This is a genomic window from Burkholderia pseudomultivorans (assembly GCF_902499075.1).
GTDB lineage: Bacteria > Pseudomonadota > Gammaproteobacteria > Burkholderiales > Burkholderiaceae > Burkholderia > Burkholderia pseudomultivorans.
This window is the reverse complement of sequence record NZ_CABVPP010000001.1, coordinates 333,907-346,004: the sequence shown is the minus strand read 5'-3', so window position 1 is coordinate 346,004 and position 12,098 is coordinate 333,907. Positions and strand designations below refer to the sequence as shown.

Here is a 12,098-nt window from a genome sequence, read left to right as displayed (position 1 = left end):
GCGCCGATGGCGCGGGGCCGGTGGCTGGCCGATAAGGGCCCCTGCACGGCGTTATGCCGGGCGGGGGCCTTGTGCATTGCGGGCGCCGAAGGACGGCATGGCGCGTGTGGCGTGACGGCCGGCGAATCTGTCGGGGGCCGGTGAAGCGCGCGCGGCCGGTGCCGCTGTCGGGATGCCGTCGGCGGCCGCGACGAGCTGTCCGCGTTTGCATTGACCGGCGACGCGCCGAGCGTGGCGCATCCGCGATTTCCGCCGGTATCCGATCCCTTGCGGCATTTGCCGCCCCGTATCCGCGCTGCAAAAAGCCCCCGCACCGGCGCTGCCGTGCGGGGGCTTCCGGTCCCGACCGGAACGCTCAGACCGCCTGTTCGGGCGCTGACGCGACGACGCGGGCGGGGCGCGACGGCTTCAGGCTGGCCGACCACCGCATCGCCGGCCGTTCGAACAGCCGGTAGAACAGGTACGCGACCGGGATCGCGACGACCATGAACCCGAGCGACGGCCAGATCGACAGTTGCAGTTCGGAGTGGAACAGCACCGAGCCGAGGCAGACGAACAGCGGCAGGTGGATCAGGTACAGCGAGTAGCTGAAGTCGCCGAACCAGCCCAGCACGCGCAGCGGCGGCGTCGGCCGCGGCGGGCGGGCGAGCGCGCGGTACAGGAAGCACGCGAAGCCGGCCGCCCACAGCTGGAATGCGCCGTACTGGCCGAAGTGGAACGCGCCGCAGCCGGCCGCCAGCAGCACGGCGGCCGCGACGTACCACGCGCGCGACGGCGCCGCGGCCGCGGCGCGCGACGGCTGCGCGCGCACGTCGGCGATCCACGCGCCGATCGTCCACGACAGCCAGTACGACGTGAAGAACTGCAGGTCATGCCGTTCGAGCAGCCACGCCGACGCGACGTTGACGAGCGCGATCGCGCCCACGACCGCCGGCATCCCGATGCGGCGGCGTACCGCGAACAGCAGCGGGTAGACGACGTAGAACTGCACTTCGAGCGACAGCGTCCACAGCGCGCCGTTCGATCCGTACGTGTAGCCGGCGACGCCCTGCAGCGAGAACAGGTTCACGAGGAACGCGGCGACGCCGATGTCGCGGATCTTGTGGCTGACGGGCTGGATCTGCAGGCTGATCGTGTCGAGCGCGAGCGTGAGCAGCAGCGCGGCGAGCAGCACCGGGTAGATCCGCGCGAAGCGGCGCGCCCAGAAGTTCGGCGCATCGAGCCGGTACGCGGGATCGGCCGCGAGCTTGAGCGCCGCGTTGCGGTGGATGCAGTAGCCGCTGATCACGAAGAAGATCGGCACGCCGGCCGAGCCCCAGGCGAACGGGAAGGTCAGGTAGCCGACCAGCACGCTCGGGTCGAGCGCGTGACCGTAAGCGCGATGGAAGCTCTGCATGCCGACCCAGACGACCTGCCGGCAGTGGAAATAGGCGACGAGCAGCGCCGCGAAGCCGCGCATCGCGTCGATCACGTGTTCCTTGTGGTCGGCGACGGGCGGCGCGGTGAAAGACGATCCGCTGAAAGCTTGCATGCGATTCGGTTCCTTGCGACGGATGAAGGGATGCTTCGATCGTAATGCGCAAGAATTCGATCAATGAATAAAAAAATCACGCCGGAAAATAAGCGAATTTCAGATGGTGGTTTTATCCGGTTCTGAAAGCGGTTTCGCAGGACGCGCAAATTATTTGCCGATTTTTTTCTGATAGTTTGAAGCTCCAGTTGATTGATGCAAGGAGCGGCAAGATGGACATGCATTGGATCGCGAGCGCGGCAGTACTGCTGGTCATGGCCGTGCTGTCGGCGTACCGCGAGGCGCTGAAGAACGAGCCGATTCGCCCGGGTCTCGAACGGGGCGGCGTGCCCTATATCGAGGAATTCGAATCGTAAGTATTTGTATCCGGAAAATCGGTAATTTGTTTCTGCTTCGGCAATCGGTTCGGCAATATCGACCGCATGACGGGATTATCGACTTTCCGGATTTATGGGCAATCGGTCCATATCGGAAGTAAACGGCGTGGAGCGGATCGTGGCGCCGACACCGATAGACCGTTCGGAAAACAATCGCGCCGGGTCGCCGGTCGACGCGGCGCAATCAACGCAATCAGGATGCAATCATGTTGAAAGTCACCAAGGCCGTGTTCCCCGTTGCCGGTCTCGGCACGCGGTTCCTCCCGGCAACGAAGGCGAGCCCGAAGGAAATGCTGCCCGTCGTCGACAAGCCGCTGATCCAGTACGCGGTCGAGGAAGCGATCAACGCCGGTATCACCGAGATGATCTTCGTGACCGGGCGCAGCAAGCGCGCGATCGAGGATCACTTCGACAAGTCCTACGAGATCGAAGCGGAGCTCGAGGCGCGCGGCAAGGAAAAGCTGCTCGAACTCGTGCGCGGCATCAAGCCGAGCCACGTGAACTGTTTTTATGTGCGCCAGCCTGAAGCGCTCGGCCTCGGCCACGCGGTGCTGTGCGCCGAAAAGCTCGTGCACGGCGAGCCGTTCGCGGTGATTCTCGCCGACGACCTGCTGCACGGCGAGCAGCCGGTGCTCAAGCAGCTCGTCGACGTGTTCGACCACTATCACAGCTCGGTGATCGGCGTCGAGACGATCGCGCGCGAGGACAGCCGCTCGTACGGCGTCGTCGAAGGCCGCGAATGGGAAGAGGATGTCATCAAGCTGTCGGGCATCATCGAGAAGCCGGCGCCGGAAGATGCGCCGTCGAACCTCGGCGTGGTCGGCCGCTACGTGTTCATGCCGACGATCTTCGATCATCTGCGCAAGCTCAAGCCGGGCGCGGGCGGCGAACTGCAACTGACCGACGCGGTCCAGTCGCTGCTCGCGAACGAGCAGGTGCTCGCGTATCGCTACTACGGCACACGCTTCGACTGCGGCAGCAAGCTCGGCTATCTGAAGGCGACCGTCGAGCTGGCGCTCCAGCATCCGGAAGTCAGCCGCGAATTCGAGGCGTACCTGCGTACCTGTCTGCCTGCGCTGGCTGCTGTCGCATAAGCAGCCGCGCTGCTCCGCTGTTTCAGGTGGTGGTTGTTCCGTTGGCCCCGGCTTGCCGGGGCTTTTTTGCGTTCGGGCGAGGCGGGCGGCTGCCTGTCGCGAGGCGAGCGGCCGTGCCGATTCCCGGCGGGTGCGAATCGGGCGAACGACGGCTGCGGCCGGGACGATGCCCGCATGCGGCGCGTGCGCCGTGATTCGCTGACGCCGCTTTTGCTGCACGTCGCTGCGCGTATGCCGCCGCGCCGCTCCGGTACCGGTTTCCCGTTCAGCGCGGCGACGTGCCGGGCCGCGCGACGAAGTGCCGGGCCAGCATCGCGGCGACCGGCTTCTTGAAGTCGAGCAGCCGCTTTTCCAGGTAGCGCCACGACAGGTGCGCGAGCAGTACGGCGAGCGCGAACTGCAGCAGTTCGGGCAGCGCGTCGCGGACGATTGCCGGCAGCGGCACGCGCGCGAACAGCGCGGGCATCACGCCGAAGCGCGCCGGAATCAGGTTGTGGAACAGGTAGAAACCGTAGCTGATCGTGCCGAGGTAGACGAGCGGCGCCCAGTCGAGCAGCGCGACGGCCGGATGGTCGGGTTCGGTGACGATCCACAGCATCAGCGAGCCGAGCGACGCGGACAGGCCGAGATCCGCGAGGCCGGTGACGACGTCGGGCAGCGTCGTGAGCGCGGGCAGCGCGAGAAAGAACACGACGCCGGCGGCGCCGAGCCAGCCGGGCGGAATGCGGCGGACCACGGCCGGGCCGCGATCGGCGAGCGCCACCGCGCCGAGTCCGCCCAGCGCGATCAGCGCGAAATTCCACGGGGAAAACGCGTAGATCAGCACCGGCGACGCATCGCTCGCATAGAGCGCGAGATGCGCGAGCGCGCACAGCGCGACGGCCGCGACGCCGAGCGCGACGTGTCGCGCGGCCGGCACCGCGAGCAGCGCGAGCGGCGCAATCAGATAGAACTGCTGTTCAACCGCGAGGCTCCAGAAGTGCGACGTGGAGCCCGGCCAGCCGTCCTTGACGACGCCGATCCAGTAATTCGACAGGAACACCGCGTGCCACGCGAGCCCGAGATTGACGCCGCGCTGGTAGAACAGCGCGTGCGCGATCGCGAGTGCGGCGAGCAGCAGGTAGTAGACGGGAAAGATCCGCAGCGCGCGCTTCGCGAGGAACAGCGCGAGCGCGTGCCGGCGCGTCATCGCGCCGCACTCGACTGCCTCGCGGTTGCGGTGCAGCTCGCCGACGATCAGGAATCCGCTGATGAGGAAAAACGTCCACACGCCGAGCTTGCCCACGTCGACGGCGAGGACGTGGCCCTTGTGGGACAGGAAAACGAGGATGACGGCGATGGCTCGCAGGCCGTCGAGTCCTTTGACGTATCTGACTTCGCGCATGAAGGCATCCGGGGCACTGAGCGAGGTCAGTATAGGTGCGCAAATATCGAACGTAATTCGCGTTCGGACGTATACGTGAAGGCGTTTTTCGCTGCTCGGGCGTCGATGGAGTCGGTCGCGCGCAACAAAACCTGCGGGAAACCCCGCGAAAACGCACAAAAGTACTGCACGAAGCGTCACGGCGCTTGTAGAATCCGGCGTTGAAGCGCGCGCGTTGCACGCTTCGTGTATCCAACGACCACACCTGGTAGGAGAAACATGGCGACTTCCGCAAAAAAGGTGGCCAAGAAGGCTGCCGCACCGGCGACCAAGAAAGTGGCTGCCAAAAAGGCTGCGCCCGCGAAGAAAGTAGTGGCCAAGAAGGCTGTCGCGAAGGCAGCACCGGCCGCTCCGACGCCGCTGAAGGACAAGTTCACGAAGGCATCGCTCGCAACGCACATCGCTGAGCGCGCTGCTGTCGAAGTGAAGGCTGTCAAGGCAGTGCTCGCCGCACTCGAGAACGTCGTGCTGGGCTCGGTTCACAAGAAGGGCGCAGGCGAGTTCACGCTGCCGGGTCTGCTGAAGATCACGGCGCAAGTCGTGCCGGCAAAGAAGAAGCGCTTCGGCAAGGATCCGTTCACGGGCGAAGAGCGCTGGTTCCCGGCAAAGCCGGCCAGCGTGCGCGTGAAGGCACGTGCGCTGAAGAAGCTGAAGGACGCAGCGGCGTAATGCCGCGCAACGGCTGCCGGCATTCGGGTCGGCAGCCGTTGCGATGTCCCGCGATCCCCGTACGCGAAAGCGTGCGGGGATTTTTATTGCGCCGCGCGGACTGCGCAAACCCGCGCATGTCATAGGGCCGCGAAGAAACGATGCGCGGCGCGTTGCGTGCCGCGCTGCGCGTCTTCATTCGCGCGGTTCGTCGCGCACGACGACGTGCTGCCGTGGCGTCATCCGGCGCTTGTCGATCGCAATCTCGCGATCCTGTCCGGCGAACCGCTCGCCGCGTTCATCGTCGATGCGACGCGAACCGTCTCGATGCTGCCGGCGTAGCGGCGGATGCCGCGATGCGCTTCGTCAACCGGCCGTTCCCGCATAGGCCGCCCTCAGCGCGGCGACATCGAACTTCGTCATCTGCATCATCGCGGCGGCCACGCGCCCGGCCTTGACCGGATCGCGGTCGGCCATCATCGGGATCAGGTCGTCGGGGACGATCTGCCACGAGACGCCGAAGCGGTCCCTGAGCCAGCCGCAGCCGTCGGCCGTGCCGCCGTTGTCGAGCAGCGCGCTCCAGTAGCGGTCGAGTTCCGCCTGGTCGGCGCAGTTGACCAGCAGCGAAATCGCATGATTGAACGATTCGGCCTGTTCGTGGCTCATCGCGAAGAACGGTTGGCCGAACAACTCGAACTCGACGACCTTCGTGCCGCCGGTGCCCTGCACCGACGTGACGCGAACGACGCGCGAGTCCGGAAAGATGCCTGCATAGAACGTCGCCGCTTCTTCGGCTGCCGTCGAGTACCAGAGGAAAGGCGTGATCTTCTGAATCGGCATGACGAATCTCCTGTGGGGTATGGGCGGGGCAAGTCGCGTGCCGCCATCGACACGACGAACGACGCTTGCCGGAATCGACACGCCGGCCTGCGACACGCATCGTGCGCAGGATCGGCTGCGACGTGGCGAACGGGATGCGCGCGGCGACGTCCACGCCATTCTGGGCCGGTTTCTTCCGTGTGGAAACCGCGGTGGCACGATCGCCGGTTGCAGTCGGCGCCGCGGCTTCGGCTGCGATAGAGGCCGTCCAGCCGGCAGCGGCTGTCGGCCTTCCCGGATCCCGGCAACGGCGTTCCGGCGCGTCGTGCGGGCTGCTGTCGGCCCGGCCTGGCCGCAGGGCTGCATCGCGACCGCGAGCGCGCGGCGGGCGCCCGCGACAGGCGAAAAAAAGCCAGCCACGGCCGAAACCGATGACTGGCTTTCCAGTTCGGCGGCAGGGCGTCGAAGACGCCTTGCACGCCGGAAACGTACTTCTTAGAACTTGTGGCGCAGGCCGAGTGCAACCATTTCCTGCGACTTCGTGCCGGCATAGCCGTACGAGCCGATCGATGCCTGTGCGGCCGACGTCGTGCCGTCGTCGTTGAGCTGCGTGCCGCTGGCGTGCTGGTACGCGCCGACCAGGTAGACGTCCGTGCGCTTCGACAGCGAGTAGTCCGCGCCCAGCGAAACCTGATGGTACTTCGCGTCCGTGTTGCCGCTCGCCTTCGTGTACGAGTAGCCGAGGCCCAGCAGCAGCGGCGGCGTGACCTGGTACGTCACGAAGCCGCGGCCCGTGTTGTACTTCTCGGTCGACGAGAACGCCGAGTAGGCGTCCGGCTTGTATTGCGCGTTGCTGTAGCCGAGGCCGAACGTCACCGGGCCGATCGAGTACTGGCCTGCGACTTGCGCGATGCCGATCGACTTCGCCGTCACGTAGCCTGCGTTGATCGGGCCGTCGACGATGTTGTCCGACGTCGTCGAGCCCCAGCCGCTACGGATCGCGGTGGTCGTCGGCGACGGGTTGTTCGCGTAGAAGTAGCCGGCGGCGATGCCGATCGGGCCGTTGTTGTAGGCGGCGGCAGCCGACCACGTCTGACCCTGGCCCGGCTTGCCTGCGATGCCGCTCAGGCCGTACATGCCTTCGAACTGGAAGCCGGCGTAGACGGGCGACGTGTACTTGATCGCGTTGCTGACGCGCAGGCTGTTGTCGTTGTTGTCGACGTCGCCCGGGGTCGCGAAGAAGCTGCCGAAGTAGTTGTCAGCCGTGACTGCCTGGACCAGGTCGACGACCGGGTCGTACTGGCGGCCGAGCGTCAGCGTACCGTACTGGTTGCTTTGCAGGCCGACGAATGCCTGGCGGTTGAAGATCGTGTTCGATGCGCTCAGCTTGCCCGTGCCCGGGTTGAAGCCGTTTTCGATCTGGAAGATCGCCTTCAGGCCGCCGCCCAGGTCTTCTGCACCCTTCAGGCCCCAGCGGCTGCCTTGCAGGTTGCCCGACAGCATTTGCCACATGTTGTTGGCTTGGCCGTCATTGCCGTGAACATAGGCAATCGACGTATCGATCACGCCGTACAGCGTCACGCTCGACTGAGCCTGGGCTGCGCCGGCGGCGCCCAGCAGGGCGAGCGAGAGGGTCGACAGAGCGAGTTTCTTCATCGTTGAGTTTCTCCACGCAAGTGATTCGTTATTTGTTGCGGATTGGAGAATAGCTCAGTGCCATACACGCAAGAAAGCTTAAAAAATAAAGTGTCTCGAAAAGGTAACAACAAAGAAAAAGCCATATATATCAAGCACATCAACAACTGTTCCTGTTTTTGAAATAGTTGACAATTGCTGCGCTGCGATTGTTGCGATGTTTTGCATGCAAGATGACGGACGGGCTGATTCGACGGGTTGCCGCACAAAAATCGGCGAGCGCAAACGTTTGCCTTTGCAAAGCAAATGCGCGCAGGTGCAAATGGCGTATCGAGCCGACGCGACATGCCTGTCGCGTGCGTGGTTGCAAAAAGGGACGAGGTTGCGTAGAGCGCGTCGCGCGCAACGTCCGACGAATACCGGAACGAATCAGCCGTCGTGCGAGCGTTCGGCGGCGGTGCCGGTCGCGGCCGGCGCGTCGCCGGTGCGCCGATGGGCGACGCCGCGCGCCGCCGCGAATTCCGCGCCGAGCAGCAGCACCAGCGCCGAGAAGTACAGCCACATCAGTAGCACCGCGAACGATCCGGCCGCGCCGAACGCGCTGGCGGTGCCCGCGTGCGCGAGGTACAGCGCGAACAGCTTCTTGCCGCCGGAGAACAGGATCGCGGACACGATGCCGCCGACCGCCGCGTCGCGCCACGCGACGCGCGCATCGGGCAGGAACTTCATCAGCGCGGCGAACGCGCCCGCGAGCACCGCGATGCCGACGAAGAACTGGACGAGGTTGGTGACGACGACATACGGCGAATTGCCGAGCAGCCAGGTGCCGACGAACGTGATCGCGGTGTCGAGCACGAGCGACACGATCAGCAGGAACGCGACGCCGAGCACGAGCCCGAACGAGATCAGGCGCACCCGCACGAGCCCGAGCATGCTCGACCAGCGGTTTTCGGTGGCCGGCCAGATCACGCTCAGCGCGGCGCTGAGCGACGCGAAGGTCGCCGATGCGCCGACCGCGAGCGCGGCGAACGAGATCAGCGTCGCGAGGCCGCCGCGCTCGCCCGCGCGATGCGCGTTCTGCACGATGGTCTGGATGCTGGCCGCCGCATCGTCGCCGATCAGTTGATGCGCCTGCTCGAACACCTGTCCGCGCGCGGCGTCGTCGCCATAGAACCAGCCGGCCACCGCGATCACCATCACGAGCGTCGGCGCGAGCGAGAACGCGGAGAAGAACGCGATGCCCGCGGCCATCGCCGAGCAGCGGTCGGACGAGAAGCGCTTGAAGGCGGTGAGTGCCCAGTTGGCCTGCTGTTGCGCGAGGCGCGTCGCTTCGGTGGTGATCTGTCGTTTCATGGTCTGTCGATGGCGGGTCGTTGCCGATAATCGGACTCGTCGATAAACGGACAATTCAGTATTGATCCGAAGATTCGGTCATGGTTGCGCGAACTGTCTATAATTCCTTTCAGTTCCCACCCCACAATAACGCCGAGACCGCCATGCTACAAATGTCCCGGCGCCAGTTCCTGAAGGTGACGGCCACGTCGCTTGCCGGATCGAGTCTAGCCCTGATGGGCTTCTCTCCGTCCGAAGCGCTCGCCGAAGTCCGACAGTACAAGCTGGCGCGCACAGTCGAAACGCGCAATACCTGCCCTTACTGCTCGGTGGGTTGCGGCATCCTGATGTACGGCCTCGGCGACGGCGCGAAGAACGCGCAGCCGAGCATCATCCACATCGAGGGCGACCCCGACCACCCGGTCAATCGCGGCACGCTGTGCCCGAAGGGTGCGAGCCTGATCGACTTCATCCACAGCCCGAACCGCCTGACGCACCCCGAGTATCGGGCGCCCGGCTCGGACAAGTGGGAACCGATCTCGTGGAGCGACGCGCTCGACCGGATCGCGAAGCTGATGAAGGCCGACCGCGACGCGAACTTCGTCGAGACGGCGGAAGACGGCGCGAAGGTCAACCGCTGGCTCACGACCGGCATGCTGGCCGCGTCGGCCGGCAGCAACGAAGTCGGCTACCTGACCCACAAGACTGTCCGCAGTCTGGGGATGCTCGCATTCGACAATCAGGCGCGTGTCTGACATGGCCCGACGGTGGCAGGTCTTGCCCCGACGTTTGGCCGTGGAGCGATGACGAACCATTGGGTCGACATCAAGAACGCGGACGTGATTCTCGTGATGGGCGGCAATGCAGCCGAGGCCCATCCATGCGGCTTCAAGTGGGTAACGGAGGCGAAAGCGCACCGCAAGGCGCGGCTGATCGTCGTCGACCCGCGCTTTACGCGTACGGCCTCGGTGGCCGACTATTACGCGCCGATCCGCACCGGCACCGACATCGTGTTCCTGGGCGGCGTCATCAACTATCTGCTGACGAATGACAAGATCCAGCATGAGTATGTGAAGAACTACACGGACTTCACGTTCATCGTGCGCGAGGATTTCGCGTTCAACGACGGCATCTATTCCGGCTACGACGCGGAGCAGCACGCGTACCCGGACAAATCGAGCTGGGACTACGAGCGCGGCGACGACGGTTACGCGAAGGTCGACCCGACGCTGCAGCATCCGCGCTGCGTGTACAACCTGCTGAAGCAGCACTACGCGCGCTATACGCCGGACATGGTTCAGCAGACCTGCGGCACGCCGAAAGAGAAGTTCCTGAAGGTGTGCGAGATGCTCGCGTCCACCGCGGTGCCCGGCCGCGCCGGCACGGTGCTGTACGCGCTCGGCTGGACCCACCACTCGATCGGCGCGCAGATGATCCGCACCGGCGCGATGGTGCAGCTGCTGCTCGGCAACATCGGCATCGCCGGCGGCGGGATGAATGCGCTGCGCGGCCATTCGAACATCCAGGGGCTGACCGACCTCGGGCTGATGTCGAACCTGCTGCCGGGCTACATGACGCTGCCGATGCAGGCCGAGCAGGACTTCGACGGCTACATCAAGAAGCGCGCGCAGCAGCCGCTGCGGCCGAACCAGCTCAGCTACTGGAAGAATTACAAGGCGTTCCACGTCAGCTTCATGAAGTCGTGGTGGGGCGACGCGGCCACCGCCGAGAACAACTGGGGCTACGACTACCTGCCGAAGCTGGACAAGCAGTACGACCTGCTGCAGGCGATCGAGCTGATGGCGGCCGGCAAGATGAACGGCTATATCTGCCAGGGCTTCAACCCGCTCGCGGCGGCGCCGTCGAAGGTGAAGACGGCTGCGGCGCTCGCGAAGCTGAAGTGGCTCGTGATCATGGATCCGCTCGCGACCGAGACGTCCGAGTTCTGGAAGCATCACGGCGACTACAACGACGTCGATGCGTCGAAGATCCAGACCGAGGTGTTCCGTCTGCCCACCACGTGCTTCGCGGAGGAAGACGGCTCGCTCGTGAGTTCGAGCCGCGTGCTGCAATGGCACTGGAAGGGGGCGGAGCCGCCCGGCGAAGCGAAGAGCGATCTCGAGATCATGTCGGGGCTGTTCCTGCGCATCCGCAAGATGTATCAGGCGGATGGCGGCAAGTATCCGGACCCGATCGTGAACCTGACCTGGCCGTACGCGAACCCGGAAAGCCCGACGCCTGCGGAACTCGCGATGGAGTTCAACGGCAAGGCGCTCGCCGATCTGCCCGACCCGAAGGACCCGTCGAAGGTGCTCGTGAAGAAGGGCGAGCAGCTCGCCGCGTTCGCGCAGCTGAAGGACGACGGCACGACCGCGAGCGGCTGCTGGATCTTCTGCGGTGCGTGGACGCAGGCCGGCAACCAGATGGGGCGGCGCGACAACTCGGATCCGACCGGCATCGGCCAGACGCTGAACTGGGCGTGGGCATGGCCGGCGAACCGGCGGATCCTGTACAACCGCGCATCGTGCGACGTGAGCGGCAAGCCGTTCGATCCGACCCGCAAGCTGATCGGCTGGAACGGCAAGGCGTGGACGGGCGCCGACATTCCCGACTTCAAGGCGGATGAGCCGCCCGAGAACGGGATGGGCCCGTTCATCATGAACCCGGAAGGCGTCGCGCGCTTCTTCGCGCGCGCAGGGATGAACGAAGGTCCGTTCCCCGAGCACTACGAGCCGTTCGAGACGCCGCTCGCCGCGAACCCGCTGCACCCGAACAACCCGCAGGCGCTGAACAACCCGGCCGCGCGCGTGTTCCCGGACGACCGCGCGTCGTTCGGCAAGGTGTCGGAGTTCCCGTACGTCGCGACGACCTACCGGCTGACCGAGCATTTCCACTACTGGACCAAGCATGCGCGGCTGAACTCGATCATCCAGCCCGAGCAGTTCGTCGAGATCGGCGAGGAGCTCGCGAAGGAGGTCGGCGTCGCGCACGGCGAGCGCGTGAAGGTGTCGTCCAAGCGCGGCTACATCGTCGCGGTCGCGCTCGTCACGAAGCGGATCAAGCCGCTGACGGTCGACGGCAAGAAGGTCCAGACGGTCGGCGTGCCGCTGCACTGGGGCTTCAAGGGTCTGGCGAAGCCCGGCTATCTCGCCAATACGCTGACTCCGTCCGTGGGCGACGGCAACTCGTACACACCGGAATTCAAGTCGTTCCTGGTGAAGGTCGAAAAGGCGTAAGGG

At 65.3% G+C, this 12,098-nt stretch carries 10 protein-coding genes; 5 read left to right on the top strand and 5 right to left on the bottom strand.

Going from position 1 to position 12,098, the window contains the following annotated elements:
- Positions 1-355: 355 nt before the first annotated feature.
- Positions 356-1,531 (bottom strand): acyltransferase family protein, encoded by a 1,176-nt coding sequence (locus BST28156_RS01495; protein ID WP_060243047.1) that lies wholly within the window; start codon positions 1,529-1,531, stop codon positions 356-358.
- A 212-nt stretch (positions 1,532-1,743) separates the two neighbouring features.
- Between BST28156_RS01495 and BST28156_RS01490 the strand changes: the two genes are divergently transcribed.
- On the top strand, positions 1,744-1,887 hold the full coding sequence (locus tag BST28156_RS01490) for a hypothetical protein (protein ID WP_006479318.1): 144 nt from the start codon (positions 1,744-1,746) through the stop codon (positions 1,885-1,887).
- A 227-nt stretch (positions 1,888-2,114) separates the two neighbouring features.
- Positions 2,115-3,002, top strand: coding sequence for a UTP--glucose-1-phosphate uridylyltransferase GalU (galU, locus tag BST28156_RS01485; RefSeq protein ID WP_040129812.1), 888 nt, complete (start codon positions 2,115-2,117; stop codon positions 3,000-3,002).
- A 265-nt stretch (positions 3,003-3,267) separates the two neighbouring features.
- Here galU and BST28156_RS01480 read toward each other — a convergent pair whose 3' ends face one another.
- Positions 3,268-4,386 (bottom strand): acyltransferase family protein, encoded by a 1,119-nt coding sequence (locus tag BST28156_RS01480; RefSeq protein WP_060243050.1) that lies wholly within the window; start codon positions 4,384-4,386, stop codon positions 3,268-3,270.
- Between the two features lie 258 nt (positions 4,387-4,644).
- Here BST28156_RS01480 and BST28156_RS01475 point away from each other — a divergent pair, with 258 nt between their 5' ends.
- Positions 4,645-5,094 carry an HU family DNA-binding protein gene (locus BST28156_RS01475; RefSeq protein WP_006492882.1) on the top strand — a complete coding sequence of 150 codons (450 nt, stop codon included), beginning with the start codon at positions 4,645-4,647 and terminating at the stop codon, positions 5,092-5,094.
- Between the two features lie 156 nt (positions 5,095-5,250).
- Entirely contained in the window at positions 5,251-5,415 is a 165-nt protein-coding gene (locus BST28156_RS01470; protein WP_155640678.1) for a hypothetical protein, read from the top strand.
- Between the two features lie 24 nt (positions 5,416-5,439).
- Here the strand turns inward: BST28156_RS01470 and BST28156_RS01465 are convergent, their stop codons facing one another.
- From BST28156_RS01465 to BST28156_RS01455, 3 genes are all read right to left on the bottom strand, one after another.
- Complete coding sequence (locus BST28156_RS01465; protein WP_060243052.1) at positions 5,440-5,913, bottom strand: VOC family protein; 474 nt, start codon at positions 5,911-5,913, stop codon at positions 5,440-5,442.
- A 474-nt stretch (positions 5,914-6,387) separates the two neighbouring features.
- On the bottom strand, positions 6,388-7,548 hold the full coding sequence (locus BST28156_RS01460; RefSeq protein ID WP_060243054.1) for a porin: 1,161 nt from the start codon (positions 7,546-7,548) through the stop codon (positions 6,388-6,390).
- A 408-nt stretch (positions 7,549-7,956) separates the two neighbouring features.
- On the bottom strand, positions 7,957-8,880 hold the full coding sequence (locus tag BST28156_RS01455) for a YihY/virulence factor BrkB family protein (RefSeq protein WP_060243056.1): 924 nt from the start codon (positions 8,878-8,880) through the stop codon (positions 7,957-7,959).
- Between the two features lie 143 nt (positions 8,881-9,023).
- Here BST28156_RS01455 and fdnG point away from each other — a divergent pair, with 143 nt between their 5' ends.
- Positions 9,024-12,095, top strand: a complete 3,072-nt coding sequence (gene fdnG, locus BST28156_RS01450) for a formate dehydrogenase-N subunit alpha (RefSeq protein ID WP_174901269.1) — start codon at positions 9,024-9,026, stop codon at positions 12,093-12,095.
- The last annotated feature ends 3 nt before the right edge of the window (positions 12,096-12,098 follow it).